The sequence below is a fragment of the Arthrobacter sp. YAF17 genome (assembly GCF_052113365.1).
Classification (GTDB): domain Bacteria; phylum Actinomycetota; class Actinomycetes; order Actinomycetales; family Micrococcaceae; genus Arthrobacter.
This window is the reverse complement of record NZ_JBFRDB010000001.1, coordinates 410,671-437,421: the sequence shown is the minus strand read 5'-3', so window position 1 is coordinate 437,421 and position 26,751 is coordinate 410,671. Positions and strand designations below refer to the sequence as shown.

Below are 26,751 nucleotides of genomic sequence, written 5' to 3'. Positions count from 1 at the left end.
AGGCGCCTACACTGCCGCCGCCGCGGCGCGGCCGGCCGAGCGTCCGGAGAACAGGCAGCCGCCGAGGAATGTTCCCTCGAGCGCGCGGTAGCCGTGGATGCCGCCGCCGCCGAAGCCGGCGGCTTCTCCTGCGGCGAAGAGGCCCGGCACGGGCTGCCCCGAGCCGTCCAGAACGCGGGACTGCAGGTCGGTGTGGAGCCCGCCCAGGCTCTTGCGCGTGAGCACGGACAGGCGCACGGCCAGCAGCGGGCCGTGACGTGGGTCCAGCATCCGTTGCGGCGGCGCCACCCGCATGATCCTGTCGGTGGTGAAACGCCGGGCGGCGCGGATGGCGGCGAGCTGTGGGTCTTTGCCCAGGCCGCTGCCGAACTGCCGGTCCCGGGACCGGATCAGACGGTCCAGGCCGGCGGCGTCAATCAACGGCCGGCCGGTGAGGGCGTTCATTTTGGCAGCGAGTCCGGCGGGGGTGCCAGCCTGCAGGAAGTCGACCCCGCGGTCCAGGAAGAGTTGCAGGGGGCTGTCGGTGCCGGGTTTCAGCCGGGATGCCAGGAGCCGGACGTCTTTGCCGGTGAGGTCGGGATTTTGTTCCGAGCCGGAGAGGGCGAACTCCTTGAGCGCGATGGTCCTGTTGAGTACGAACCAGGAGTGCTCGTGACCGGTACCGAGGATATGGCGCAGCGCCCCGAGCGAGTCGAACCCCGGGAACAGGGGAGGGGGGAGCGTGCTTCCGGTGGCGTCCAGCCACAGCGACGATGGGCCCGGCAGGATCCGGATTCCGTGCTGCGGCCACACCGGCGAATGGTTGTGGATGCCCTCGGGGTAATGCCACATCCGGTCTCCGTTGATGAGACGGCCGCCGGCGGCTGCGGCGGCCGCGAGGAACCTGCCATCGACGGAGGCGGGCACGCCGCTGAGCATCGTCCGGGGCGCCGGGCCGCCGGGCCACTGCTGACGGACGGTGTCGTGGTTGCCGCCGATTCCTCCGGTGGTCACCACGACGGCGCCACCCGACGCCTGAAAACCGCCGACGGCGACTCGTGAGCTGGCCACGCCGCGGGCCGCGCCGCTGGGCTCGAGGATCTCGCCCTGCACCCCCGTGACACGTCCCGCTTCAGTCACAAGGCCCGAAGCGCGGTGGCGGAAGTGGAATGAGACCCGGCCCGCGGCCTCGCCCTCGCGGAGCTTCGCCAGGAACGGGGCCACAAGCGCGGGGCCGGTGCCCCAGACGACGTGGAAGCGCGGGACTGTGTTGCCATGCCCGTCGGGCCCGTAGCCGCCGCGTTCGGCCCACTGCACGAGGGGGAACAGGCGCACCCCAAGGGAGGCGAGCCAGGCACGCTTTTCCCCCGCCGCGAAGTTCACGTAGGCGGCGGCCCAGTCCCGGGCGAGGGCGTCCTCCGGCCGGTCGAAGGCGGCGGAGGACATCCAGTCGGCCAAGGCAAGGCCTGCGCTGTCCTTAACCCCGAGCCGGCGCTGTTCGGGGGAGTTGACGAGGAAGAGCCCGCCAAACGACCAATGCGCCTGGCCGCCCGCCGAGGCCTCGGGCTCCTGCTCCAGCACAGCGACCCGGCGGTCGGCCGCGTAGGCCTGGACGGCGGCGACGAGCCCGGCCAGCCCGGCGCCCACAACGACTACATCCGAGTCGATAACTGTTACGGCAGCCCCTACGGACGCCGCGGTCGGGGTTTCACCGTCGCTGGTCATGGCTTCATGCTAGCGCCCGAGGGCGTGCGGGTTTGGTCTGGACCGCCGGAACCGCAAAACTAGAGCCATGCGCGTATATCCGACATTCTTCCGGCTGGCCTTCTCATGGATGGACGCCGAACGCGCCCATAAGATCGGCTTCAAAGCCATCCGGCTCATCCACTCCTGCGGCGCCGGGAGGGTGCTGCAGAAGTTCACTGCCCCGGCGGCGTCATTGCAGACCCAGGCATTCGGCCTGACGTTTCCGTCACCGTTCGGCCTGGCGGCCGGCTTCGATAAGGAGGGCCACGGTATCGAGGCCCTGACCGAACTTGGCTTCGGCCATGTGGAGGTCGGGACCATTACCGGCCAGGCCCAGCCCGGAAACCCCGCGCCGAGGCTCTTCCGCCTGGTCGAGGACCGGGCCGTGATCAACCGGATGGGCTTCAACAACGACGGTGCCGCCGCCGTGGCGCCCCGGCTGAAGTCCGCCCGGGCGGCCCTGCAGCGCCGCCACCCGGGCGTCCGCCCGGTGATCGGGGTCAACATCGGCAAGAGCAAGGTGGTGGAACTTGAAGACGCGGTGGCCGACTACCTCATCAGCGCCCGCAGCCTGGCACCCGCGGCAGACTACCTGGTGGTCAATGTCAGCTCCCCGAACACCCCCGGCCTGCGGCTGCTGCAGGATGTTGAGACGCTCCGCCCGCTGCTGACGGCAGTGGGGGAGGCGGCGGACACCGCTTCCGGACGCCACGTCCCGCTGCTGGTCAAGATCGCGCCGGACCTCAGCGATGAGGACATCGACGACGTCGCACGCCTCGCGCTGGACCTGAAACTGGACGGAATCATCGCCACCAACACCACCATCGCCCGCAGCGGCCTCAGCGCCGCCCCGGACAAGGTGGCGGATTGCGGTGCCGGCGGGCTTTCGGGCGCCCCGCTGAAACAGCGGTCGCTGGAGGTGCTGGCCCGGCTGAAGGCGGCAACCGGCGGCAAGCTGACGCTGGTCTCGGTGGGCGGCGTGGAAACCGCGCAGGACGTCCAGCAACGGCTCGACGCCGGCGCCACGCTCGTGCAGGGCTACACCGCGTTCCTCTACGAAGGTCCGTTCTGGGCTGCCCACATCAACCGGCTGCTCGCGAAGCACCCGTCCCGGCGCTAATCCGCCAGCCCCGCCCGGGCCCCGTCCCCGGGACGTGCCCCGACCGCCCGGGACAACAAAGCCCCCGGCAGTCCAGCTGCCGGGGGCTCGTTGTTGATCGGAGGAATCAGGCGGGGTATTCGCCGCGCTTGACGAGGGGCTTGGGGAGACGCAGGCGGCGGAACTGCAGCGAACGCATGGAGCCGTACCAGACGGTGCCGCGCTCCACCTCGCCGAACTTCTCCGTCAGGCGCTTCCGGAGCTTCCGGGAGAGGATGAAGACGTCGACGAAGACGGCCAGGAACATCACCCAGAAGCCGCCCAGGACGTAGATCATCTGCTCGCTGGAGGCCGGGACGAGGAGTGAGACGATTACGAAGATGAGGGCACCGAACATCAGGTACTCACCGAGGCTGAAGCGGGCGTCCACATAGTCGCGGGCGAAGCGCTTCTGCGGTCCCTTGTCCCGCAGTGGCAGGAACTTCTCGTCGCCGGTGTCCATGGCCTGCCGCATCTTCAGCCTCTGCTCCTGGACCGCTGCGCGCTCTGCTGCCTTGGAGGCCTTGCGGTCCTCCGGTACGAGCGGCCGCTTGCGGGCAGCCACCTGGGCGCTGCGCTTGGGCGTGGGCGCGCCCTTGCCGAGGGCGGTGTCGCGGGTTGCCCCGGCCGCCTGCTGGTCAACTATGTCCTGCGCCGATGGCGCTTCCTTTTTACGTCCAAACACCCCTACAGAATACCCCGGGGCGGCGCACGCGAGACCCAGCCCACACGGCGCATGACCCGCCGTGTCAGACTTCAAGGATTAGGGTGATCCGCGACACGGGTAGTGTTCTGGCCATGACTTCATCACACGCGGGGAACCCGCAGACCGCTGCCGGACAGATCGGAATCGTCGACACCGAGGCGCTCCGCCAAGCCGTCACCGAATCGTTCGACACCACGATCGCCCAGTTGAAAGAGCTCGTCGCCATCCCGGGCATCGCGTGGCCGAGCTTCGACCCCGCCCCGCTGAACGCCAGCGCCGACGCCGTCGCCCGGCTCGTGCGTGCCAGCGGCTTCGAAGAAGTCCAGATCCTGCGCTGCGACAAGGAAGACGGGACGCCCGGTGGCCCCGCCGTCGTCGCACGCCGTCCCGCCGCCGAGGGCAAGCCGACGATCCTGCTGTACGCGCACCACGATGTGCAGCCCACCGGAGACCTGGCGCTGTGGGAGACCGAACCGTTCACCGCCGTCGAACGCGGCGGCCGTCTCTACGGGCGCGGCGCCGCCGACGACAAGGCCGGCATCCTGGCCCACATCGCCGCCTACGCGGCCGTGACCCGGGTGCTGGGCGATGACCTCGGCCTCGGCGTGACCTTCTTCTTCGAGGGCGAGGAGGAAGCAGGCTCCCCGACGTTCCGCACTTTCCTGGAAACACACAAGGAGCAGCTGCGCGCCGATGTGATCGTCGTGGCCGACTCCAGCAACTGGAAGGTCGGCATCCCCGCGCTCACCACCAGCCTCCGCGGCCTGGTCGACGGCACCATCGAGGTCAAGGTCCTGGACCACGCCGTCCACTCCGGCATGTTCGGCGGCCCCGTGCTCGACGCGCCGACCCTGCTGTCCCGGCTCATCGCCACCCTCCACGACGACGAGGGCAACGTCGCGATCGCCGGCCTGGTCAGCCGGGACGACGCCACCGTGGACCTCACTGAAGAGGAATACCGCGCCGACGCATCCGTGCTCGACGGCGTCCGGCTCGCCGGCACGGGCACGATCGCCTCGCGGATGTGGACCAAACCGGCACTGTCGATCATCGGCTTCGATGCACCCGCCGTGGACGTCGCCTCGAACACCCTCCTGCCCCGGGCGCGGGCGAAGTTCAGCATGCGGCTCGCTCCCGGCCAGGACCCGGCCGAAGCGATGGATGCCGTCCGCAAGCATGTGGAAGCCAACGCCCCGTTCGGCGCCCACGTGGTCTTCACGCCGGGGGAGAGCGGCAACGCCTACCTCACGGACACCTCCTCCCGGGCCGCCAGCGTCGCGATGTGGGCGCTCGGCGAGGCCTGGGGCGTCCCTGCCGTTGAGACCGGCATCGGCGGCTCCATTCCGTTCATCGCCGACCTGACCGAGCTGTACCCCGATGTGCAGATCCTTGTCACCGGCGTCGAGGATCCCGATTCCCGGGCGCACAGCGCCAACGAATCCCTGCACCTGGGGGACTTCCGGAATGCCATCGTCGCCGAAGCCCTGATGCTGGCCCGGTTGAACGTCGAGGGGCTGGGCTAGGCTGGCCGGTCCGGGAGCCCTTCCCGGGGAACACCCAGCCTGCAGCGACGGTTACGTCAGGAGTTAGAGCTACACGGCTGATCGACGTAGCATGTAGCTATAGCCCCGTACCGTATAAGTAGGGGCGGGCGTCGCGGCAGCGGCGCCGCCACCACCGTCGTTAGAAGGTAGGCCATGAGCACTACAACCAATGAAAACAGCACCGAAGCCACCGCCACGGCGGGCGAGGAACTGGCCACGCACGAGGTCGGCCTGACCGACGTCGCGGCCGGCAAGGTCCGCAGCCTGCTCGAGCAGGAAGGCCGCACCGATCTGCGCCTCCGCGTGGCCGTGCAGCCCGGCGGTTGCTCCGGCCTGATCTACCAGCTTTACTTCGACGAGAGGCTCCTCGACGGAGACGCCGTCCGCGACTATGACGGTGTTGAAGTTGTTGTCGACAAGATGAGCGTCCCTTACCTCAGCGGCGCCAGCATCGACTTTGAGGACACCATCTCCAAGCAGGGCTTCACGATCGACAATCCGAATGCCGGCGGCTCCTGCGCGTGCGGTGATTCCTTCCACTAAGGCCGGGCAATCTGCCCGGCCTTAGTGCCGCAGGATCCATAACGAGCGGACCCGGCAAAAAGGTCCCGACGCACGGCGYGGACATGTGGGCGAAAACTCGCGGGGAGCGGTAAGCTCTACACCGAGTAGTAAAACTTTTCGTGTGCCCGGACCGCTACATTGCGGCCCGGGCGACAGCAACAAGTAGGAAGGGCCGTCTGTGAGTTCGCAGAACCGAACCGGCAGCCGACGCAAACAGATCACTACGATCACTGGCTTGGCACTCGCCGGCGCGTTGGCTTTGACTGGATGTTCACCAGAGGTACAGAAAGGGTGGCTGCCTACTGAACGCGGCACCACCAACCACACTGACCGCATCATGGACCTCTGGGTCAACTCATGGATTGCCGCGCTGGTTGTCGGTGTCATTACCTGGGGCCTGATGATCTGGTGCATGGTCGCCTACCGGCGCCGCAAGGGCACCGTCGGCTTCCCCCGGCAGAACAGCTTCAACCTGCCCCTTGAGGTCTTCTACCTGACGATCCCGCTGTTCATGGTCCTGGTGTTCTTCTACTTCACCGACCGCGACCAGCATGCGATCGATGACCGCTCCCAGCCGGCCGACGTCGTCGTCGACGTCCGCGGCAAGCAGTGGGCCTGGGACTTCAACTACAAAAAGGGCAACGTCATCCGCGAGGATGTCCACGAAGCTGGCGTCCAGGCGCACCTGACCGGCGAGGCAATTGACAAGGAAAAGCTGCCTACCCTGTACCTCCCGGTCAACAAGTCGGTTGACGTCGAGCTGAACGCCCGCGACGTCATCCACTCCTTCTGGGTCCCCGCCTTCCTGCAGAAGCGCGACATGATCCCCGGCAAGACCAACTACATCAGGTTCACCCCCACCAAGGAGGGGACCTACGACGGCAAGTGCGCCGAGCTCTGCGGCGAATACCACTCCGAAATGCTGTTCCGCGTGAAGGTCGTTTCCGACGCCGAATTCCAGGCGCACCTGGAAAAGCTCCGCCAGGACGGCAACACCGGCCTGCTCGGCGAAGAGTACGACCGCAACCCGGCCCCGACCGAGAACAAGTAAGGGGAGCGCGACGTGGCTACGACCTATTCCCAGCCCTCCGGGACCCTTGAGGCTCCCGTAGTACCCAAATCCAAGGGGCGCATCGTCGTCAACTGGATCACCTCCACCGACCACAAGACCATCGGGTACATGTACCTGATCGCGTCTTTCGTGTTCTTCTGCTTCGGCGGCGTCATGGCGCTGCTGATCCGCGCCGAACTGTTCGAACCCGGCATGCAGATCCTGCAGACCAAAGAGCAGTACAACCAGCTCTTCACCATGCACGGCACCGTGATGCTGCTGATGTTCGCAACGCCGCTGTTCGCCGGCTTCGCCAACGTGATCATGCCCCTGCAGATCGGTGCTCCCGACGTCGCCTTCCCGCGACTGAACGCGCTGGCCTTCTGGTTCTTCCTCTTTGGTTCCACCATCGCGGTCTCCGGCTTCATCACCCCGCAGGGTGCGGCCTCGTTCGGCTGGTTCGCTTACGCGCCGTTGTCCAACACGACGTTCAGCCCCGGCGTCGGCGGTGACCTCTGGGTCTTCGGCCTGGCGCTCTCCGGCTTCGGCACCATCCTTGGCGCGGTCAACTTCATCACCACCATCATCTGCATGCGTGCCCCGGGCATGACCATGTGGCGGATGCCGATCTTCACCTGGAACATCCTGGTGACGGCAATCCTGGTCCTGATGGCGTTCCCGCCGCTGGCCGCAGCCCTCTTCGCCCTCGGCGCGGACCGGCGCTTCGGTGCCCACATCTTCGATCCTGAGAACGGCGGCGCCGTCCTCTGGCAGCACCTGTTCTGGTTCTTCGGCCACCCCGAGGTCTACATCATCGCGCTGCCGTTCTTCGGCATCGTCTCGGAGATCTTCCCGGTCTTCAGCCGCAAGCCGATCTTCGGTTACAAGGGCCTGGTCTACGCGACCATCTCCATTGCTGCCCTGTCCGTGACCGTGTGGGCCCACCACATGTACGTCACCGGCTCGGTCCTGCTGCCGTTCTTCTCCTTCATGACGATGCTGATCGCGGTTCCCACCGGTGTGAAGTTCTTCAACTGGATCGGCACCATGTGGCGGGGTTCCATCACCTTTGAAACCCCCATGCTGTGGAGCATCGGCTTCCTGGCGACGTTCCTCTTCGGCGGCCTGACCGGCATCATCCTGGCTTCCCCTCCGCTGGACTTCCACGTCTCCGACTCCTACTTCGTGGTGGCACACTTCCACTACGTGGTCTTCGGAACCGTCGTGTTCGCGATGTTCGCAGGCTTCTACTTCTGGTGGCCGAAGTGGACCGGCAAGATGCTCAACGAACGCCTCGGCAAGATCCACTTCTGGATGCTGTTCCTCGGCTTCCACGGCACGTTCCTCATCCAGCACTGGCTGGGCGTCGAGGGCATGCCCCGCCGCTACGCGGACTACATGCCGCAGGACAACTTCACCTGGATGAACCAGTTCTCCACCTACGCGTCGTTCCTGCTGGGCGCCTCGCTGATCCCGTTCTTCTGGAACGTCTACATCACGTGGCGCAGCAACGAACGGGTTGAAGTGGATGACCCCTGGGGCTTCGGTGCTTCCCTCGAGTGGGCAACCTCGTGCCCGCCGCCGCGTCACAACTTCACTTCGCTGCCGCGGATCCGTTCGGAGCGTCCTGCCCTGGACCTGCACCACCCCGAACTTTCCCAGACATACACCGTCGATTCTCCTGCCCCGGCCGCAGAAGCCCTCGGTAACGCCGACCAGAAGGACAACCCGTAGTGAAGATCGAATCAAGGATTTTTGGGCTCGGAGTCTTCTTCTTCGTGCCGGTGGCTGTCATCTACGGCTTCCTGACCCACTGGTCCGAGTGGGTCGGCATCCTCGGGGTGCTCCTGGTCGGCGGCCTCGCCGGCATGATCGGCGCCTACCTCGCCTTCACCGGCAAGCGCGTCGGGATGCGTCCCGAGGACCGCAGCGATGCGGAGATCCACGAGGGCGCCGGCGAGCAGGGCCACTTCAGCCCCTGGAGCTGGTGGCCACTGGTCCTCGGCCTGGCCAGCGCCGCCGGATTCCTGGGCATGGCCATTGGCTTCTGGATTGTCTACATCGCCGCCGGCCTCGCGCTCGTCGCCCTGGTCGGCTGGGTGTACGAATACAGCCGCGGAGACCACGCGCACTAACGTCCGTCAGGACACGCACAAAGTCATTTACGACGGCGGGCCCCACCTTCTGGTGGGGCCCTCCGTCGTTGTTTTGTTGCCTTGTCGTCCACCGTTGTGGAGCCGTCCGTGGGGGAGTGGCCCTCTTACGGGAGCGCCCCGGCATGGACAAGGGCGGGCGCCGTTCCAGTGCCCGTAGTGCGCCCTGGGAGGGCCTCACGGCCCTCAGCGGGACCGGGCTGACTCCAGCAGGTTGCTGAGCCCCTCGAGGGCCTTCTCGACGTCGTCAGGGCTGTACCGCTCCGGGACGGCGTCCGGGGCCACGGCCAGTTCCACCAGACAGCCGAAATGGAAGTCCTCGGTCATGACTTCCAGCAGGGAGCGGGCGTCCACGGCGGGCCTGCCGTCCTTGCTGATGGTCACGGGCAGCCCGGTCTCATGCACAGCCCGGACGAACAGCGCCGCAGGCCGTGCGTGCAGTCCGATGGCGGCCTGGACGATTGCGTTCCGAACTGGCAACGGGGCTCCCTTGTCTCTTTACGGGTTTCTTGTGCCGGGGTGAGACCGGCGCATTCAAGCCTAGCGGCGGGCGCGGTCCCGGGCGAACCGCGACGCCAAGGTGGTCTAGACCTGTGCCCCGGGTGGCTTAACCTTGACGTATGACTCATTCCGGAAGGCGGCACAGTGGCCGCCTCTGACGCAGCACGCATGGCCGGCGAAATTGACCGGCAAAACGGTACGCCCATCTACATCCAGCTGAGGGAAATCATCAGGGCCCACATTGTGAGCGCCTGCCCGCCGGGATCGGCGCTGCCCTCGGAGCGGGATCTCGCCGAACGGTTCGGCCTGGCCCGGATGACAGTGCGCCAGGCCATCGATGCCCTCGTCGGGGAGGAAGTCATCGAGCGGGTGGTGGGCCTTGGCACGTTTGTGCGCAAACCCAAACTGGACCTTCAGGTGAAGCTGACCTCCTACAGCGAGGAAATGCAGCGCCGCGGCATGGTTCCTGCCGCGAAGGTCCTCAGCTTCGAGCAGATCGGTGCCAGCGCCTTCCTGGCCCGGGAACTCCAGCTGGAGGAGGGGACGCCCCTCGTGCGGTTCCGCCGCCTCCTGCTGGCAGACAACGAACCCATGAGCGTGGACGAGAACTTTATCCCGGCGCACCGTGTACCCGGCCTGCTCGACGGCGAACCGCCAACATCGCTCTACAACGTCCTGAGCGAACGCTTCGGCCTGGTGATGGAGTGGGGCGAGGACATGATCGAGGCGACGGCTGCCTCGCCGTCGACGGCCCGCCTGCTCAACGTTGAAGTGGGGTCGCCGCTCCTGAAGATCCAGCGCCACGCCTTCGTGGCGCGGGCCATGGTGGACTACTCGGTGTCCTATTACCGGGCTGACCGGTACAAGCTGTGGGTGCCCCTGCAGCGTCCCGGCGTCCGCCCCACCCGGAACTACGCCTCGGGGTACCGCCCGTAAGGGCAAGGCGGGGTCACTCCGGGCCCATCCCGACGGGGACTATGGACGAGGAGTGACCCCGCGTTGTTTGTGGCGGGATGCAGAAAAGGCCCAGTCCTGATGGACCGGGCCTTTTCTGGTGTTCACTGCAGCCGGTTAGTGGCTGAGCGTCTTCTGCGATTCGCCAGACTCGATGGCCTCGTGGTCGCCGTGATGGCCGTGGGCCGCCGCGAGCTCCGCGGGCGTTGCCGGGGCAACCCGGTCCTCAAAGAACCACTTCGAGAGGAACGCGCGGCGCTTCTCCTTGTTGTCGACGACGCCGTTGGCGTTCGGCTCCGCCGGAAGCGGCGACGGCGACTCGAAGCCGACCAGCTTGTACCGCTTGTACTCGTCCAGCGGTGCGTGGACCTCGATGAACTCGCCGTGCGGAAGCCGCACGATGCGGCCGGTTTCGCGGCCGTGCAGGGCAATCTCGCGGTCCTTGCGCTGGAGGGCCAGGGCCACACGCTTCGTGACAATGAAGGCGATGACCGGTCCGACGAAGAACAGTGCACGCAGCCAGTAGGTGACGTCGTTCAGTGACACGTGGAAGTGCGTGGCAATGAGGTCCGAACCTGCCGCAGCCCACATCACGCAGTACCAGACAAAGCCGGCCATGCCGATGGCGGTACGAGTGGGAGCGTTCCGCGGACGGTCGAGGACGTGGTGCTCGCGGTTGTCCTTGGTGATCCAGCGTTCAATCCACGGGTAGGTGAACAGCACGGTGAAGATGATGCCTGCAGGCACCAGGGCCGGCAGCAGGACGTTGAACGTGAACACGTGGCCGAACCAGATCTGTTCAACCCGCCAGTCGCCGATGATGCCCGGCATGAGGCGCAGGGCGCCGTCAACGAAGCCGATGTACCAGTCAGGCTGGGTTCCTGCCGAGACGGGGGAGGGGTCGTACGGGCCGTAGTTCCAGATCGGGTTGATGGTGAAGAAGCCCGCCATGAGGGCAATGACACCGAACACGATGAAGAAGAAGCCGCCTGCCTTCGCAGCGTAGACCGGGCCAAGGGGGTAGCCGACGACGTTGCCGTCGTTGCGTCCCGGGCCGGGGTACTGGGTGTGCTTGTGCACGACCACCATAAAGAGGTGCATGACGATCATCAGGAGGATGAGGGCCGGAACCAGCAGGATGTGGAGCATGTACAGGCGGCCGATGATGACCGTGCCGGGGAATTCTCCGCCGAAGAGGAAGAACGAGATGTACGTTCCGACCACGGGAATGGACTTGATGACGCCGTCGATGATGCGCAGGCCGTTGCCGGAGAGCAGGTCATCGGGGAGGGAGTAGCCGGTGAAGCCGGCAGCCATCGAGAGGATGAGCAGCACGCCGCCCACCACCCAGTTCATTTCGCGCGGCTTGCGGAAGGCGCCGGTGAAGAACACGCGCAACATGTGCACGGACACCGAGGCCACGAAGAGCAGCGCGGACCAGTGGTGGACCTGGCGCATAAACAGGCCGCCGCGGACATCGAAGGAGATGTTCAGCGAAGAGCTGTACGCCACCGACATTTCGACGTTCTTCAGCGGAGTGTAAGAACCCTGGTAGTGCGTCTCCGCCATCGAGGGATCGAAGAAGAACGTCAGGAAGGTGCCGGAGAGCAGCAGGATTACGAAGGAGTACAGGGCAACTTCGCCGAACATGAACGACCAGTGGTCCGGGAAGACCTTGCGGCCAAATTCACGCAGCATCCCTGACCCGCCGACGCGCTCGTCAACGAAGTTGGTGATGCGGCCGCCTGTGGTCTTGGCGACGAAGGTGGGGGCATCACTTGTTTGGGATGAGGACATGCTGCTCACGCTCCCAATAGCTAGGTCCGACGGGTTCATGGAAGTCGCTGGTGGCGACCAGGTAGCCCTCGGAGTCAACCGCGATAGGCAGCTGGGGGAGGGGCCGGCTGGCCGGGCCAAAGATAACCTTGCATTCCTGCGTGAGGTCGAAGGTCGACTGGTGGCACGGGCACAGCAGGTGGTGGGTCTGCTGCTCGTACAGGGCAACAGGGCAACCAACGTGGGTGCAGATCTTGGAGTAGGCAACAATGCCGTTGTAGGCCCAGTCCGCGCGGCCCGGAGAGGGATGGAGCTCGTCCGGGTTCAGGCGCATGAGCAGGACAACGGCTTTGGCCTTCTCATTCAGCTTGCCTTCGTGGAGCTCGTTCAGGCCTTCCGGGATGACGTGGAAAGCGGAGCCGATGGTCACGTCGGCGGCCTTGATGGGGGTGCCGTCAGGGTCACGGGTGAGCCGCTTGAGCTTGCCGTCCTGGGGTGCCCACATGGTGTGCGCCAGAGCGTTGTCAGGACGCGGACCCAGGTCACCGAACACCGCGAGGGCCGGCAGCGGAGCCAGCGCCACGGCGCCCAGGAGGGTGTTGCGGATCAGCGGGCGGCGCTTGATGCCGGTTTCCTCGACGATGTCGTCGACAATCCGGACAGCAGCCAGGCGGTCGTCCTCGGTGCGGATGGCATGACGCTCTTCCGAGACCTCATGGTCCGGCATGAGGGCCTTGGCCCAGTGCACGATTCCGGTGCCGATGCCCAGCATGGCAAAGGCGGTGCCGATGCCCAGCAGCGCGTTCTGCAGCCGGATGGTTGCGATGGCGGTGTCATCTCCCAGATCGATGGCGAAGTACGCCACCAGGAAGATCAGGGTGCCAACGACCGAGCTCCCGAAAAGAAGGGCTACCTGCCGTTCTGCTCGCTTTGCGGCCTTCGGGTCCGTGTCAGCCAGGCGCAAACGATGCGGGGGAATTCCAGGATCCTGGAACTTCTCCACCTCATTCTGACCAGCCGTAGCTACGGTGCCCGAGTGGTTCGGACTGCCGTCACTATGGTTGCCCATAATTCGCCTCATCCCTCTCTCGTCCCGGCAAGTGCCGGGTTAGCTTTCAATTCAAACTGCTGACAGGCCAGCAGAAAATTCTTACAGGTGCAAACAGTGGGCTAGGACGTCCGGGACGTTAGCCAGATGGTGAAGGCGATGATGACGCCCAGACCGGCAATCCAGACGAACAGGCCTTCAGAGACCGGGCCCAGGGAACCCAGGTCCGCGCCGCCGGGTGAACCGTTGGCCTCGATCTGCTTCAGGAACGTGATGATGTCGCGCTTGCCCTCGGGGCCGACGTTGGCGTCGCTGAAGACCGGCATGTTCTGCGGGCCGGTGACCATCGCTTCGTAGATGTGCTTGCTGGACACGTCGCCCAGAGCCGGAGCGAACTTGCCCCGGGTCAGCGCACCGCCGGCAGCGGCCGCGTTGTGGCACATGGCGCAGTTCACGCGGAACAGTTCGCCACCGTTGGCGGCGTCGCCCTGGCCGTCGAGGACGTGTGCCTCGGGGATGGCCGGGCCGGGGCCAAGCGTGGCGACATAGGCGGAGAGCTGGTGGGTCTGCTCATCGTTGAACTGGGCGGGCTTCTTGGGGGCCTGCGGGGCGTTCATCTGCATGGGCATGCGGCCGGTGCCGACCTGGAAGTCAACGGCGGCAGCGCCGACGCCGACGAGGGAGGGGCCGTCTTTGGTCCCGCTGGCGCCCATGCCGTGGCAGGTGGCGCAGTTGGCCGCGAAGAGCTTGCCGCCCTCCTCTGCGTCACTGGCGCTGAAGGTGGTGGTGGCTTTGGCCTGGTTGACAGTGGTGGCAACGGCGTACAGCCCACCAGTGACCAGGAGGCCCATCAGCAGCAGTGCAATTGCTGCCAGTGGGTGACGTCGCTTCTGCGAGAGTGCCTTCACGTGGTGGTTCCTTTATTCGATCGTGCGTGGGCTCCGTGAGCCGCTTCTTGAAATTCTGCCTCTTGTAGAAAAAGAGTCAAGTCTTGCTACTTGAGGACGTAGATGACCAGGAAGAGGCCGATCCAGACGACGTCGACGAAGTGCCAGTAGTACGAGGTGACAATCGCTGAGGTTGCTTCGAAGTGGCCGAATTTCTTCGCCGCGAAGGACCGCCCCATGATGAGGAGGAAGGCAACCAGGCCACCGATAACGTGCAGGCCGTGGAAGCCCGTGGTGATGTAGAAGGCCGAACCGTAAGCGTTGGAGGAGAGCGAGACGTGCTCGGAAACGAGCATGGCGTACTCGGTCGTCTGGCCGGCCACGAAGACGGCACCCATGATGAAGGTCAGGGTGAACCATTCGTTCATTCCCCAGCGGGTGAAGCTGAGGCGGCCGCCGCTGCGGCGCGGCTGAAGCCGCTCAGCGGCGAAGACGCCCATCTGGCAAGTAAAGGAACTTGCCACGAGGACGATCGTGTTGATGAGCGCAAACGGGAAGTTGAGCTTGGCTGTCTCCTCGGCCCACATCAGTCCGGAAGTCGAACGGAGTGTGAAGTACATGGCGAAGAGACCGGCGAAGAACATCAACYCACTGGACAGCCAGACTACGGTTCCAACAGAAACCATGTTCGGGCGATTCAGCGTCGGGTGCGCCGGGGTACTGGGGGCATGGGTCGCAGATGTCACATAGACATTATGTCTATAAAACTCCCTCCTGCCCAACGCAAACCGCCTTTTCGGAGGACTTTTTCTACAAAGACGCGAATTCGCGCGGAAAAGTTCCCGACCCCGTTCACATTGGTCATTGCGGTGCGTACCTCGATAGCATCGGAACGTGACTTCTCAGGCATCTGCACAGGCGGCAGGCAACACCTGGCCGCGGCTCATCGGCGCACTCATTAACGGCAGGGATCTCACCGCCGGCAACACCGAGTGGGCGATGAACTCGATCATGTCCGGAGAGGCCACACCGGCCCAGGTTGCCGGTTTCCTGGTGGCGCTGCGGTCCAAGGGCGAGACCGTGGACGAGCTCGTGGGCCTGGTCGAGGCGATGATCGCGAATGCCAGCCCTATTGATATAGCAGGGCAGAAGCTGGACATCGTCGGAACCGGCGGCGACCAGCAGAACACGGTCAATATTTCCACCATGGCTGCGCTGATCGCGGCAGGGGCCGGCGCCAAGGTGGTTAAGCACGGCAACCGGGCAGCATCTTCCACCTCCGGTTCCGCCGACGTCCTGGAGGCCCTGGGTGTCCGGCTGGATCTTCCCATTCCGCGGGTGGCCCTCAACGCGGAAGAGGCAGGCATCACCTTCTGCTTCGCCCAGGTGTTCCATCCTTCAATGCGGCATGCCGCCGTCGCCCGCCGTGAACTCGGCGTGCCGACGGCCTTCAACTTCCTGGGGCCCATGATCAACCCCGCCCACGTCCAGGCCTCGGCGGTGGGCGTCGCCAATGAGCGGATGGCGCCGCTGGTGGCCGGGGTGCTGGCCAAGCGCGGCAGCCGCGGGCTGGTGTTCCGGGGGAATGACGGGCTCGATGAACTGACCACCACCGGCCCGTCCCGGGTCTGGGAAATCCGGAACGGTGCGGTGAGCGAAGCGATGTTCGACCCGGCCGATCTGGGCATCCGCCGGGCAACCCTTGAGGAACTGCGCGGCGGCGACGCCGCGGCCAATGCGGCCGTCGTGCGTTCTGTTCTCGCCGGCGGCCGCGGTGCCGCGCGCGATGCCGCCCTCCTGAACGCCGCTGCCGGCCTCGTGGCGTTCGACCTGGATTCCGTCGGTCCGTTCAGCGAGCGGATGACCGCCGCGTTCCGGCGGGCGGAAGAGTCAATCGAATCGGGTGCCGCCGCCGCCGTTCTGGACCGCTGGGTCGCGCTCTCGCGCAGCTGAAGCCTGCCCTGCGCCGCTGGCATCTGCCGGCCGGGAGCGGCCGTGCCGGGTTAGGTGCCGCGCCCTACTGTTCGAAGCCGAGGGCGAACGCCGCGTCGAGGTCGTGCTGTGAATAGGCGCGGAACGCGATTTGAGTGGTGGTGTGCACAACGCCGGGGACCTTCGAGAGCTTGTCCGCGATGGCGTCCGCCAGATCCTCATGCTTCTGGACCCGGGCAATCGCAATGAGATCCCATTCGCCGGTGACGGAGTAGACCTCGCTGATCCCCTGGATGGCGGAGATCTCTTCGGCGGTCTCCGGGATGCGGGAAGCGTCTGTCTTAATCAGGACGAAAGCGGTGACCACGTGTGAACCTTTCCGGATCTGTTGCGCCGTTGCCGGCCGGTGAAAGCGCCCTGCCGGGACTCCCGGGGGCCTTGGCCATGTCCCTGCAAGCCTAGTCCATTAGGCCGCGCCGCGGCGTGTGTTGCGCCGCCGGATGACCGCGGCCACAAGGCGATATCCCAGCAGGAAGAGCCCCAGGCTGAGGAGGGCCACGATCACGAATGGCAGGACCACCGTCTGCCCGGTGACGGCACGCAGCAGCATGCCCACTGTGACTGTTCCGAGCCAGACGCCGACGCCGGACGGCCAGAGCGCCAAGGGTGCACGCCAGATCCGCAGGGCCAGCCAGGAGACCGCCGCGCCAGCGAGGAACGGCCAGGCCGTGGAAAATACGCCGGTGATGATGTCCCCGCGCTGGTGGGCGTCGCGGCCGATCGCAGCGAAGATCAGAATCAGGGCGGCATCGGCGCAGGCGGCCCACACGGCAGTTCGTCGAGACACCGACACAGGCGCCGACGCCGGAGCCGATCCGGTCGCGGCGGGGCGGGGGAGCGGCGGCGTGGAAGAAGGCATGCTCCAAGCCTAGCCGGGCCGGGCCGGCGACCGCAGGTCAGGCTTTCGTCGTCGCGATCCTCGCCGCGAAGCCGATCAGGACGACGCCGGCGATACGGTCCGTCACCTTGCCGGCCGTGGGCGACTGCAGCCAGCGCCGGGCGTGGTGGGTGGCGAGAATGATGACCGCGAACCAGACCATCGCCTCGGCATTGTGGACCAGGGGCAGGAGCGTTCCCATGAGCAGGGCAGGTGCGTCCGCCGGCATGAACTGCGGAATCATCGCCATGTAGAAGACACCGACCTTGGGGTTCAGCAGGCTGGTGGTCAGGCCGGTGAGCCAGTCTGTCCGGACAGCGCCCGAAGCCGTGCCCGGCTCCACGGCCGCGGGCGCTGTCCCCGGGCGGAGGCTCTTGACCAGCATGGAAATTCCCAACCAGGCCATGTAGCCGGCGCCGGCGAGTTTGAGTACCGTAAACGCCGTTTCCGAGGCGGCCAGCAGGGCCGATGCGCCGATGGCGGCCGCCATCCCCCAGGCCACGGTCCCTGCGCAGATGCCCGCCGCGGTGGCGAAAGCCGGGGCGTGTCCGCGGCTGATGGCCGTGCGCAGCACCAGCACGGTATCCATACCCGGGACAAGAGTTAGCAAGGCAGCCACGAGGGCGAACTGCAGGAGGGCGTCGGCGATGGTCATACGCCATGATAACGGCGCCCGAGGCCGCGGCGGGGGAGCCGTTGTGCCCGATAGCCCGCCGGACTAGGCTCGGGCCAGCACCCCCGCAATGCCGCCGGACAGTCCCCCTGAGACCCGCGTAGCGGCACGGGCCAATAGAAAGAGGACGCGACGTGGCCGAGAAGATCACCACCTGCCTGTGGTTCGACAACCAGGCGGAGGAAGCCGCCGACTTCTACGTCTCCGTCTTCGACGGCGGAAAGGTGCTCGATGTTTCCCGCTACGGTGAGGGCGGTCCGGGCCCGGCAGGCCAGGCAATCACCGTCCGCTTCGAAATCGACGGCCGGACGTTTACCGCGTTGAACGGGGGACCCGCCTTCACGTTCAACGAGTCGGTCTCCTTCGTCGTCGACTGCTCTTCCCAGGAGGAAGTGGACCGCTACTGGGCCGCACTGGGCGCGGGCGGCACCGAAAGCCAGTGCGGGTGGCTCAAGGACAGGTACGGGGTCTCATGGCAGGTGGTCCCGTCCGCGCTGGGCGGGCTGATCGGCGGCCCGGACCCGGAGGGTTCGCAGCGCGCCATGCAGGCCATGCTGGGTATGCAGAAGCTCGACATCGCGGCACTTCAGCGGGCCTACGACGGAAGCTGAGCCGGGACCGGGCGCGGATTCTTCCGCCGATTCGGCGGGGGCCGGCTTTGCATCTTGCCGTCAGATCGCCGCAGGGTGTCCAATCCATATAGACAGCCCTATGTTGAACGGATGCCGGCGGCCCGGCCGGCCGGCGGTGTAGACCAGGAGGGTCCCATGCCTGCGAAGGACGCGAAGGTACCGGCGAAGGACGCGAAGGTACCGGCGAAGGCCGCCGCCCGCGGCACGTCCGAGCTCCGGCGGTCCGACTCCTCCGATGCGCTGCCGCCCGAACAGCCGGCGCAGGTCCGGAACGTGGCGCTGGTTGGCCGCTCAGGAGCCGGAAAGACGCTGCTGGCAGAGGCGCTGCTCGCCGCCACCGGTGCGATTTCACGGAAGGGCTCGATCACCGAAGGCACCACCGTCGGTGACTCGGAGCCTGCGGCAATCCACCAGCAACGCTCCGTCGCCCTCTCCGTGGTGCCCGTCATGGCCGGCGGCATCAAGGTCAACCTCCTCGACACGCCGGGGTACCCGGATTTCGTTGGCGAACTGCGGGCCGGGCTACGCGCGGCGGACGCGGCGTTGTTTGTTGTCTCGGCGGTGGACGCCATTGACTCTGCCACGACAGCCCTGTGGGGGGAGTGCCAGCGCGCCGGGGTGCCGCGGGCGGTGGTGATCAGCCGGCTGGACCATCCCCGCGCGGACTTTGATGCCGCCCTGGAGCGGTGCCAGAAGGCCTTCGGCGACGCGGTGCTCCCGCTCTACCTGCCGGTCACCAAGGAGGCGGAGGTCACTGGACTGTTGGGCCTGCTCTCGGGCACCGTGTCGGAACAGCCGGCCGGCAATGCTCTGCCCGCGTACCGGAACACGGACGACGTCGAACGTGTCGCCGCGGAGGCGGCGCGGGGCGCGCTGATCGAAGGGATTATCGCCGAAAGCGAGGACGAGTCGCTGATGGACCGGTACCTTGGCGGCGAGGAAATACCGCAGGAGGTCCTGGTCACTGATCTGGAGACGGCCGTCGCGCGGGGGTCGTTCCATCCGGTGATCGCCACGTCTGCCGAGACCGGCCTCGGCCTGGCCGAACTGCTGGAGGTAGTGACGGGGGCTTTCCCCCCGCCCACCGAACATGCACGGCCGGCGGTGACCCTGCTTGACGGCAGCCCCGCGGCCACACCGGACTGCGACCCCTCGGGGCCGCTGCTTGGCGAGGTGGTGCGCACCACCACCGACCCGTTCCTGGGCCGTGTCTGCCTGGTCCGCCTCTTTTCCGGCACGCTGCGCGAGGACACGGCCGTCCACGTGGCCGGGCACGGCCTGGCGGACCGGGGCCATGCCGATCACGACAGCGATGAGCGCATCTCCCATCTGTATTCGCCGCTGGGGTCGAGCCTGCGGCCGGTGCCGTACAGCGTGGCGGGGGACATCTGCGCCCTGACGAAACTCGGGCCTGCCGAGACCGGGGATACCGTTTCGGCCAGGGATTTTCCGCTGCTGATCCAGCCGTGGGAGATGCCGGAGCCGCTGCTGCCGGTTGCCATCGAGGCGGCTTCCCACGGTGATGAGGATGTCCTGGCCCGGAGCCTGGGTAAGGTGGCGGCCGGAGATCCGGCGCTCCGGGTGCAACGTAACGCCGAGACGCACCAGCTGATCCTCTGGTGCATGGGCGAGGCGCACGCGGACGTGGTTCTGGGCAGGCTGCGCGAGCAGGGCGTCAACCTGCAGACCGTGGATGTTGTCACCCCGCTGCGCGAGACGTTTGCTGCTTCCGCTACAGGCCACGGCCGGCACGTCAAGCAGTCCGGCGGCCACGGACAATACGCCGTCTGCGACATCGAGGTTGAACCGCTGGATCGTGGGGCCGGCTTCGAATTCGTGGACAAGACCGTCGGCGGGGTGATTCCGGGGCCCTTCGTCACCTCGGTGGAGAAGGGCGTGCGGGCGCAGATGCAGAAAGGGGTATCCGCGGGCTTCCCGGTGGTGGACATCCGGGTGACCCTGATCGGCGGCAAGACGCACAGTGTGGATTCCTCGGATGCGGCCTTCCAGGCCGCCGGGGCGCTGGCCTTGCGGGAAGCCGCCGCGGCCGGCCGGATCCAGCTGCTGGAACCCGTCTCGGCCGCGACCATCAGCGTTTCGGATGAGCACGTGGGCGCGGTGATGAGCGATCTGTCGTCGCGCCGGGCGCGCCTGACCGGAACCACGTCCGCCGGGGGAGACCTGACAGAAATCAGCGCCGAAGTTCCGGACCAGGAGCTTCTGCGGTACGCCATCGAGCTGCGCGCCCTGACCGCGGGAAGCGGCCGGTTCAGCCGGAACTATTTGCGCCACGAACCCGTGCCGCCGGCAGCCGCCCGTGCGGCGGCGAGAGACTGACTAAAGATTCCTGCGGTTCCGTATCCACCGCCGCGATTCCTGCCGCCGCGAACCTGCGTCAGCGCCTTGGCGCCCGTTGTCCCGGCGGCTGTTGTCCCGGCGGGTGATGGGACGCGGCCGGCGGACCGAAGCACGACGCTATTCGCAGTTCTTCCCCTAGGATCGGCGAATGCGCATACAACCGAACCGGCGGCGGGCCGCGGGCACCGCCGCGACCCTGATCGGAGGGTCGGCGGAAATCCTGGATTTCCTGATCCCGTTGTGGGGCGGCATCGAGCTCGGCCTGGCGCCCAGCGCGATCGGCGCGCTCGTCGCCGTCGAACTCGTCATTTCGGTGATTGCACGTCCGGTTTCGGGGTGGCTGGTCGACACTCGGGTGCGAACGACTGTGGCGGCGGCCGGTGCGCTGCTGTACGCGGTGAGCTGCCTTGGTTACGCCCTCGCGACATCTCTTCCGCTCGCCTTCGCCGCCGCCGTCGTGGGAGGCGCGGGCGGGGCGTTCTTTTGGATCGCCGTCCGGGCGATCGCGGCCGAGGACCTCGAGCGTGACTCGGGCTCCCTGGCCGGACTGCTGTCCTCCGAAGCGCTCGGATCGTGGTTCTTCTGGATTCCAGCCATGGTCCTGCTGCCGCTGGTCGGCTTCGGCGGAGTCTTCGGGCTCCTCGCCGTTGCCTGTACGGCCGCGGCGGTCCTGCTGGTCCGCGTGCCAAAGTTCCTGCCGCCGCCGCAGGAACAGCCGCCGGGCGGGATCCGGGGCGATGGACGGCGCCTCGCCCCGTTGCTGTTCGTAGCGCTGGTGACCGCCGTGGCCGAGGCCGGCGTGTCGCTGCTACTGCTGCTCCACCTGCAAAGGGAGCTTGGGCTCGAGGTCTACCAGATTGCCCTTATCTACCTGCCCGGCGGTGTGGTGCTCACGGCCATGCCGCGCGTGCTGCACCGGTTCGTCGAACGCCGCGGCAGGCGGACCGGCTATGTCATCGCGTCCGTCGCGTCGGCCCTGACTGCGGCCGGACTCGCGTTCACTCCCAGTCCCCTCGTGATCGCCGCGCTGTGGGTTCTGACGAGCGCCGCCTGGGCGATGTTGCTGCCGATCCAGCGGGCCGTCGTCGCCGAGGCGAACGGGCACCGGGTCGGACGCGGAATGAGCCTCCTGACCACCTCCGAGATGTTGGGTGCTGCTGCCGGTGCGCTGCTGGCGGGCCTGCTGTACGAGGGGGGATCGTGGCAGCTGTCGTGCCTGATCTTCGCCGGCATCATCGCCAGCGGTTCCGTCCTGGGACCATGCGCCCTTACGAAACTAGGTGTGCGTGACCGCCCGGTTGTGCAAAGCGGCTAGCGCGGCCGGCACCGGCGGCGGAGGCGCATTACCGCATGAAACCGTCCCGGGCAGAAACGACGCCGACGGGTGGAACCGCCGCGGATCCGGCCAGCGCGGGCACCGGCTCGGCATTCTCCATTTGAGTTAGGTTAGGTTTACCTTCTAAAGTGCACCGGTGACTATTGAGCCAATACTGGCGGGTGTCTCGTTTGCCGCTGGCTTGGCTGCATTCGGCGGCCGGACCGCTGTACACGTTGACGGCGAATCCGTGACTTACGGCGAACTCGCCGACCGGGTGGACGCTGCCGCCCGGTCCTTGGGGACGGTACGCCGTCTGGTTGCCCTCGAGGCAGACAACTCCCTGACCTCCCTTGTGGTGTATCTGGCGGCCCTGTCATCCGGGCATCCGCTGCTCATTCTGCCTGGCGGTGGCGGGCGGGCCTCTGAATCACTCGTTTCTGCCTACGACCCGGACGTGCTGGCCCGCGTCCAGGAGGGCGAAGCCGTGTTAGACGTGCGCCGGGAAGGGACCCGCCACGCCCTGCACCCGGAACTGGCGCTGCTCGTGAGCACGTCCGGTTCCACTGGTTCGCCGAAGCTTGTCAGGCTCTCCGCCGAGGCCGTCCAGGCCAATGCGGCCGCGATTGCCGAGTACCTGCAGCTGCGCCCCGATGACCGGGCCGCCACCACCCTTCCCTTGTCCTACTGCTATGGCATGTCGGTCGTGAACAGTCACTTGTGCGCAGGGGCCTCGGTGGTGCTCACCGACCTTTCCGTGGTCGACCCGTGTTTCTGGGAGCTGGTCCGCAACGAGAGGGTGACCTCCTTCGCCGCGGTGCCCTACACGTTCGATCTGTTGGAGCGGGTGGGCTTCGCGGACAAGGACCTGCCAAGCCTCCGCTACATCACCCAGGCCGGTGGACGCCTGGACCCGGACCGGGTTCGTGACTACGCGCAGTTGGGCCGGCGCCGGGGGTGGGACCTGTTCGTTATGTACGGGCAGACGGAAGCCACAGCCAGAATGGCCTACCTGCCTCCCGACGTCGCGGCAGAACACCCGCAAGCCGTCGGCATCCCGATTCCGGGCGGCGGGTTCCGCCTGGCCCCGGTCCCCGGCCTGGAGGACCGCGAACTTGTCTACACCGGACCCAACGTTATGCTCGGCTACGCCGAGAAGCCCGAGGATTTGGCGCTGGGCCGCACGGTCACGGAACTTCACACCGGCGATCTGGCCCGCCGGACCGCGGAGGGCCTCTATGAGATTGTTGGCCGCCGCAGCCGGTTCGTGAAGATCGTCGGTCTCCGGGTTGACCTTGGCCAGGTTGAGCGGATCCTCGCAGACCTGGGCCTTTCCGCCGCGGCCGCGGGCACAGACGGCCAGGTGGTGGCCGCCGTCGAATCCGGACAGGATCTGTCCCTGATCGCCAAAACGGTCGCCCAGGACGTGGGTGTGCCGCGCGCAGCCATCCATCTGCACTCCGTGGCGGCTGTCCCGCGACTCAGCAGCGGGAAGCCGGACTATCCCGCGATCCTGGCCCTGCACGCGGCGGAACAGGCAAAAGCAAAGGACCACCAAGGCGACCCGGCGGGGACGTCGAACGATGTTCGGAGCATTTTCGCGGACGTCCTCGAACGCGACGACATCCGTGAGACGGACACGTTCGTTTCATTGGGCGGCGATTCACTGTCCTATGTTGCCGCATCAGTCCGGCTTGAGCGTGCGCTCGGAGATGTTCCCCTCGACTGGCATCTGATGCCGCTGGGTGAGCTTGCACGCGCCCGCGGAGTGGACGCGGAGGGGTCCGCAGGTTCCGTGGGGGCGATGTTCCACAAATGGCGGAGGCGGCTGCTCGCACCCATGGAGACCGGCATCGTGCTCCGCGCCCTGGGCATCATCCTCATCATCTCCACGCATATCCGGTGGTTCTCCTGGGAAGGCATGGCGCACGTGCTGGTGGCCGTCGCCGGATTCAACTTTGCCCGGTTCCAGCTAAGTGGCCCGCCCCAGGTCCGGTTGCGGCGGCAGCTGCTTTCCGTGGCCAGGATCGTGGTGCCAAGCGTCGCGGTGATTGGCTTCGCGTTTGCCGTGACTGACACGTACAGCTGGGCAAATGTGTTCTTGCTGAACTCCCTGCTCGGTCCGGAAGGATGGACGGACTACTCCCGCTTCTGGTTCGTGGAGGCGCTGGTGCACATTCTGCTCGGGTTGGCTGTCCTGTTGGCGATACCCGCGGTCGGGCGGGCGGAACGCCGGTGGCCATGGGCCGTTCCGGTAGTTCTCCTTGGCGCGGACCTTTTGCTGCGTTTCCGGGTTGTTGACCTCCCGTACCCGGGCCAGGGGCCGGTGCTGTGGCTGTTTGCGCTCGGTTGGGCGGCGTCCGCGTCCCGAACGCTGCGGAAGAGGACGGTCGTGACCGTCCTTGCCGTGCTGACCATCCCCGGGTCGTTCGACGACGAATTCCGAAACGCCACGGTCCTCGCCGGTGTCCTCATCCTTCTCTGGCTTCCGACGCTGCCCGTGCCCCGCGCTCTCCACGGGATCACGGGACTCCTGGCCAGCGCCTCGCTCTACGCCTACCTAACGCATTGGCTCGTGTATCCACTGTTCGATCAGGCCAGCAAGGGACTGGCGGTCGCAGCTTCCCTGGTGGTTGGCATCGCTTACTGGGCGGTGGCTACCCGAGTCATGGGTGTCTCAGAGCGCTGGCTCCGGGCCCGGCTGGCCGCCCGCCGTCGTCGCAGGCAAGCAGCCTCCGTGGCTGTGGATTTCGGGTGATCTCGAAAGCCGCGTGGTTCCTGACCGGCTCACCGTGTCGCGATCGACGTCACCGCGCCGACAAACATCGGCAGCACGGCCAGCGACGCCAGGAGAAGAATGCCGCGCCCCGCTTGGAGGACAGCCCGCGGTCGCCGCGAACTGCCTTCCAGGCGGGGTGGTTTGATCTTCGCCCAGCCAATCACGAGCAACGCGCCGATTCCGAGCACGAGCCCGGCAGGCGGGAACAGCACCGCCGCCAGCAGCGGCAGATAGGACTTCCAGGTTTTTCTGGCCAGGGGCTGAAGACGGTCACTGACCGCGCCGGCAACTGCAGCGACGAGCGCACCGTGGAACACGGCGAGGCCTGCGAACAGGACGACCGCCAGCCACCCAGGCTCGACAATGTCGAAGTCAATATTGTCCGGCCGCAACGGGTCCACGGAAGCTCCGAAGGTCAGGAGAAGAAGTACACCCAACGTCGGGCCTGCCCACCGGCCGGCAGGGAGCCACGGGCGTAGCAGCATGTAGATGAATGCTGCTGCAAAGCCCGCCGGGAGGCCGGCGAAAATCAACAAAGCCATCGTGCCCTCGAACGAGGGAATTCCAACGATTGCTTGGGCCTCGGTAAGTCTTCCCTGTGCCGACGCCGGTGATGTTAGGGCCAGGAGGCGCATCACGAGCCGTCCGCCGGGCCACGCAACGAGGAACGCGGACGCGACAGCGGCGACGGTCGCCACGTTTGCTCCCCACAAGTAGCGAAGGAGCGCGGAAGCCAGAGTCTCCGATCCGGAGGTGGGCCGGGCAAGGGCCTCCGGGGTTCGCGCAGGGCGGCCTCCAAAGACAATGACCAACCCTGCGCCGATAATCAGCAGGAGAGTGCACGAAATCATGATCATCAGCGTCACGCCACATCACCCCCGAACCGGTGCACTCATTGTGGCCCGCGGGGCAGACGTCCGCCAGACCAGCGGCGGCCCTGCACCATCAGCTCCGGAGGTAGTGGCGCAGGCCGGGAATGGCGAAGTCAACCTTCCCGTATCCCGCTGATTCGATCAGTCCGGCGGCGATGAGCCTGTTGCGGTATTTCGACACCACATTGGGTTTGGAACCGATGGCTTGCCCGATCTGGCCGGCGGTCGAAGGGCCGTCCTGCCCGGCCATGGCGTCAAGGAAGGCACGGTCCTTCTCAGAGATGTCCGACAGCGCGGACTCAACGACAACCAGCGAGTTGCGTCGTTGAGAGGCGGTGATGGCCGTCTGGACATTGTCCTCGTTGAGGCTCCAACCCGCCTTGTCGGCTTCCATCCAGAGGTAGTAGCCGACGAGCTGAATGAGGAAGGGGTAGCCTTCCGTGGCTTCCGCGGCTTCTGCGATGTGGGCGGGGGAGACTTCGATGCCGCTCCGGCTGAAAAGCTCCCGGTATGACGCAGTGACTTCGGTGATGGCCGCCTCGTGAAGGTTTATCCTGTCGGCCCGGCGGAGGAAGGTCGCGACTCCTTCGTTGAGCAGATCAGACACGGCGGAGGGGAGGCCGGCGAAGATCAGGCCGATGGGCAGCCCTTGGCGGATGAAGTGCTGCACGTCCGAGGCCAGCTGGGAGATTTCCGCCCGATCGACGGCGTGGATCTCGTCAATGGTGATGACCAGGCCTGTTCCTTTTCCCTGGAGCAGCTCCAGCAGCTCCTCTCCGGTCCGACGCCAGTCAGGAACGCGTTCCTGGGGGAGCTGGGTTGTCAGCCCGAACCCCGCGGCGGAGAAGGCAGTGATCTTCCGGGTGGGCGGGCCGTCACCGAGCTCGTCGAGCAGACGGAGCATGTCATCGCCGATCCTGGCGAGGAACCCGGGGTTGGCCGTCCGGGAGATGACTGCCCAGCCATGATTGCTTGCGATTTCTTCCGCGGCGCTCAACATGACGGTCTTGCCGATGCCTCTGGCTCCGGTGATGATGGTGAGGAGTCCCGGAGCGCCCGAGCCCTGGCGGAGGCCGTACTCGAATTCGTCCAACAGCCCGGCGCGCCCGATCAGGTCCGGCGGCGTGGCACCGGCCGTCGGCTTGAAAGGGTTTAGCACGGGGCCTCCTGGGTGAAACTGGGTGAAACTGGTGAAACTGGTGAAAC

Annotated in this window: 24 protein-coding genes; 12 read left to right on the top strand and 12 right to left on the bottom strand. The window is 66.5% G+C overall.

Annotated elements, in window-relative coordinates:
• Positions 1-6: 6 nt before the first annotated feature.
• Positions 7-1,704, bottom strand: coding sequence for an FAD-binding dehydrogenase (locus AB4Y67_RS02085; protein WP_441404148.1), 1,698 nt, complete (start codon positions 1,702-1,704; stop codon positions 7-9).
• 67 nt (positions 1,705-1,771) lie between these two features.
• Here AB4Y67_RS02085 and AB4Y67_RS02080 point away from each other — a divergent pair, with 67 nt between their 5' ends.
• Entirely contained in the window at positions 1,772-2,845 is a 1,074-nt protein-coding gene (locus AB4Y67_RS02080) for a quinone-dependent dihydroorotate dehydrogenase (protein ID WP_441404147.1), read from the top strand.
• A gap of 106 nt (positions 2,846-2,951) precedes the next feature.
• On the opposite strand, the gene AB4Y67_RS02075 is transcribed toward AB4Y67_RS02080, so the two are convergent.
• Complete coding sequence (locus AB4Y67_RS02075) at positions 2,952-3,548, bottom strand: DUF3043 domain-containing protein (RefSeq protein WP_441404146.1); 597 nt, start codon at positions 3,546-3,548, stop codon at positions 2,952-2,954.
• Between the two features lie 113 nt (positions 3,549-3,661).
• Here AB4Y67_RS02075 and AB4Y67_RS02070 point away from each other — a divergent pair, with 113 nt between their 5' ends.
• The 5 genes from AB4Y67_RS02070 (at position 3,662) to AB4Y67_RS02050 (ending at position 8,863) form a co-directional block, all read left to right on the top strand.
• Positions 3,662-5,092, top strand: coding sequence for a dipeptidase (locus tag AB4Y67_RS02070; protein WP_441404145.1), 1,431 nt, complete (start codon positions 3,662-3,664; stop codon positions 5,090-5,092).
• Between the two features lie 174 nt (positions 5,093-5,266).
• Complete coding sequence (locus tag AB4Y67_RS02065; RefSeq protein WP_441404144.1) at positions 5,267-5,656, top strand: HesB/IscA family protein; 390 nt, start codon at positions 5,267-5,269, stop codon at positions 5,654-5,656.
• 199 nt (positions 5,657-5,855) lie between these two features.
• Positions 5,856-6,728, top strand: a complete 873-nt coding sequence (gene ctaC / locus AB4Y67_RS02060) for an aa3-type cytochrome oxidase subunit II (protein WP_441404143.1) — start codon at positions 5,856-5,858, stop codon at positions 6,726-6,728.
• 12 nt (positions 6,729-6,740) lie between these two features.
• Positions 6,741-8,462, top strand: coding sequence for an aa3-type cytochrome oxidase subunit I (ctaD, locus tag AB4Y67_RS02055; RefSeq protein ID WP_441404142.1), 1,722 nt, complete (start codon positions 6,741-6,743; stop codon positions 8,460-8,462).
• Positions 8,462-8,863, top strand: coding sequence for a cytochrome c oxidase subunit 4 (locus AB4Y67_RS02050; protein WP_441404141.1), 402 nt, complete (start codon positions 8,462-8,464; stop codon positions 8,861-8,863). The genes ctaD and AB4Y67_RS02050 overlap by 1 nt, the downstream gene beginning before the upstream one ends.
• A 204-nt stretch (positions 8,864-9,067) precedes the next feature.
• Here AB4Y67_RS02050 and AB4Y67_RS02045 read toward each other — a convergent pair whose 3' ends face one another.
• Positions 9,068-9,361 (bottom strand): HPr family phosphocarrier protein, encoded by a 294-nt coding sequence (locus AB4Y67_RS02045; RefSeq protein WP_441404140.1) that lies wholly within the window; start codon positions 9,359-9,361, stop codon positions 9,068-9,070.
• Positions 9,362-9,550: 189 nt separating this feature from the next.
• Between AB4Y67_RS02045 and AB4Y67_RS02040 the strand changes: the two genes are divergently transcribed.
• Positions 9,551-10,318, top strand: a complete 768-nt coding sequence (locus AB4Y67_RS02040) for a GntR family transcriptional regulator (protein WP_441404325.1) — start codon at positions 9,551-9,553, stop codon at positions 10,316-10,318.
• 135 nt (positions 10,319-10,453) lie between these two features.
• On the opposite strand, the gene qcrB is transcribed toward AB4Y67_RS02040, so the two are convergent.
• From qcrB to ctaE, 4 genes are all read right to left on the bottom strand, one after another.
• Positions 10,454-12,133 carry a cytochrome bc1 complex cytochrome b subunit gene (gene qcrB, locus AB4Y67_RS02035; protein WP_441404139.1) on the bottom strand — a complete coding sequence of 560 codons (1,680 nt, stop codon included), beginning with the start codon at positions 12,131-12,133 and terminating at the stop codon, positions 10,454-10,456.
• Complete coding sequence (gene qcrA / locus AB4Y67_RS02030; RefSeq protein ID WP_441404138.1) at positions 12,111-13,181, bottom strand: cytochrome bc1 complex Rieske iron-sulfur subunit; 1,071 nt, start codon at positions 13,179-13,181, stop codon at positions 12,111-12,113. Before qcrA ends, qcrB begins: the two co-directional genes overlap by 23 nt.
• Positions 13,182-13,282: 101 nt before the next feature.
• Positions 13,283-14,068 carry a cytochrome bc1 complex diheme cytochrome c subunit gene (qcrC, locus tag AB4Y67_RS02025; RefSeq protein ID WP_441404137.1) on the bottom strand — a complete coding sequence of 262 codons (786 nt, stop codon included), beginning with the start codon at positions 14,066-14,068 and terminating at the stop codon, positions 13,283-13,285.
• 86 nt (positions 14,069-14,154) lie between these two features.
• Positions 14,155-14,829 (bottom strand): aa3-type cytochrome oxidase subunit III, encoded by a 675-nt coding sequence (gene ctaE / locus AB4Y67_RS02020; RefSeq protein ID WP_441404136.1) that lies wholly within the window; start codon positions 14,827-14,829, stop codon positions 14,155-14,157.
• Positions 14,830-14,941: 112 nt separating this feature from the next.
• Between ctaE and trpD the strand changes: the two genes are divergently transcribed.
• Positions 14,942-16,000, top strand: coding sequence for an anthranilate phosphoribosyltransferase (gene trpD, locus AB4Y67_RS02015; RefSeq protein ID WP_441404135.1), 1,059 nt, complete (start codon positions 14,942-14,944; stop codon positions 15,998-16,000).
• Between the two features lie 64 nt (positions 16,001-16,064).
• Here trpD and AB4Y67_RS02010 read toward each other — a convergent pair whose 3' ends face one another.
• The 3 genes from AB4Y67_RS02010 to AB4Y67_RS02000 form a co-directional block, all read right to left on the bottom strand.
• Positions 16,065-16,346, bottom strand: coding sequence for an Lrp/AsnC family transcriptional regulator (locus AB4Y67_RS02010; protein ID WP_224046551.1), 282 nt, complete (start codon positions 16,344-16,346; stop codon positions 16,065-16,067).
• Positions 16,347-16,445: 99 nt separating this feature from the next.
• Positions 16,446-16,898 (bottom strand): DUF3054 domain-containing protein, encoded by a 453-nt coding sequence (locus AB4Y67_RS02005; RefSeq protein ID WP_441404134.1) that lies wholly within the window; start codon positions 16,896-16,898, stop codon positions 16,446-16,448.
• 37 nt (positions 16,899-16,935) lie between these two features.
• Positions 16,936-17,571, bottom strand: a complete 636-nt coding sequence (locus tag AB4Y67_RS02000; RefSeq protein WP_441404133.1) for a LysE family translocator — start codon at positions 17,569-17,571, stop codon at positions 16,936-16,938.
• Positions 17,572-17,723: 152 nt separating this feature from the next.
• On the opposite strand from AB4Y67_RS02000, the gene AB4Y67_RS01995 reads away from it, so the two are divergent.
• The 4 genes from AB4Y67_RS01995 (at position 17,724) to AB4Y67_RS01980 (ending at position 24,652) form a co-directional block, all read left to right on the top strand.
• The gene (locus AB4Y67_RS01995; protein WP_441404132.1) at positions 17,724-18,200 is read left to right on the top strand and encodes a VOC family protein; all 477 of its coding nucleotides are present in this window, start codon (positions 17,724-17,726) and stop codon (positions 18,198-18,200) included.
• Between the two features lie 156 nt (positions 18,201-18,356).
• Positions 18,357-20,558, top strand: a complete 2,202-nt coding sequence (locus AB4Y67_RS01990) for an elongation factor G-like protein EF-G2 (protein WP_441404131.1) — start codon at positions 18,357-18,359, stop codon at positions 20,556-20,558.
• Between the two features lie 169 nt (positions 20,559-20,727).
• Positions 20,728-21,894: an MFS transporter gene (locus AB4Y67_RS01985; protein ID WP_441404130.1), complete on the top strand. Its 1,167-nt coding sequence runs from the start codon at positions 20,728-20,730 to the stop codon at positions 21,892-21,894.
• A gap of 157 nt (positions 21,895-22,051) precedes the next feature.
• Positions 22,052-24,652 carry an AMP-binding protein gene (locus AB4Y67_RS01980; RefSeq protein WP_441404129.1) on the top strand — a complete coding sequence of 867 codons (2,601 nt, stop codon included), beginning with the start codon at positions 22,052-22,054 and terminating at the stop codon, positions 24,650-24,652.
• 29 nt (positions 24,653-24,681) lie between these two features.
• Here the strand turns inward: AB4Y67_RS01980 and AB4Y67_RS01975 are convergent, their stop codons facing one another.
• Together AB4Y67_RS01975 and AB4Y67_RS01970 are read right to left on the bottom strand one after the other, a co-directional pair.
• On the bottom strand, positions 24,682-25,371 hold the full coding sequence (locus AB4Y67_RS01975) for a hypothetical protein (RefSeq protein ID WP_441404128.1): 690 nt from the start codon (positions 25,369-25,371) through the stop codon (positions 24,682-24,684).
• 247 nt (positions 25,372-25,618) lie between these two features.
• Positions 25,619-26,704 (bottom strand): AAA family ATPase, encoded by a 1,086-nt coding sequence (locus AB4Y67_RS01970; RefSeq protein ID WP_441404127.1) that lies wholly within the window; start codon positions 26,702-26,704, stop codon positions 25,619-25,621.
• Positions 26,705-26,751: the final 47 nt, after the last annotated feature.

Bases quoted from the DNA above. Each gene is read 5' to 3' on its own strand.
- AB4Y67_RS02065 (WP_441404144.1), top strand. From the start codon at position 5,267: ATGAGCACTACAACCAATGAAAACAGCACCGAAGCCACCGCCACGGCG.
- AB4Y67_RS01985 (WP_441404130.1), top strand. From the start codon at position 20,728: ATGCGCATACAACCGAACCGGCGGCGGGCCGCGGGCACCGCCGCGACC.
- qcrB (WP_441404139.1), bottom strand. From the start codon at position 12,133: ATGTCCTCATCCCAAACAAGTGATGCCCCCACCTTCGTCGCCAAGACC.
- AB4Y67_RS02000 (WP_441404133.1), bottom strand. From the start codon at position 17,571: ATGACCATCGCCGACGCCCTCCTGCAGTTCGCCCTCGTGGCTGCCTTG.
- AB4Y67_RS02080 (WP_441404147.1), top strand. From the start codon at position 1,772: ATGCGCGTATATCCGACATTCTTCCGGCTGGCCTTCTCATGGATGGAC.
- AB4Y67_RS02070 (WP_441404145.1), top strand. From the start codon at position 3,662: ATGACTTCATCACACGCGGGGAACCCGCAGACCGCTGCCGGACAGATC.
- AB4Y67_RS02040 (WP_441404325.1), top strand. From the start codon at position 9,551: ATGGCCGGCGAAATTGACCGGCAAAACGGTACGCCCATCTACATCCAG.
- AB4Y67_RS02085 (WP_441404148.1), bottom strand. From the start codon at position 1,704: ATGACCAGCGACGGTGAAACCCCGACCGCGGCGTCCGTAGGGGCTGCC.
- qcrA (WP_441404138.1), bottom strand. From the start codon at position 13,181: ATGGGCAACCATAGTGACGGCAGTCCGAACCACTCGGGCACCGTAGCT.
- AB4Y67_RS02005 (WP_441404134.1), bottom strand. From the start codon at position 16,898: ATGCCTTCTTCCACGCCGCCGCTCCCCCGCCCCGCCGCGACCGGATCG.
- AB4Y67_RS01990 (WP_441404131.1), top strand. From the start codon at position 18,357: ATGCCTGCGAAGGACGCGAAGGTACCGGCGAAGGACGCGAAGGTACCG.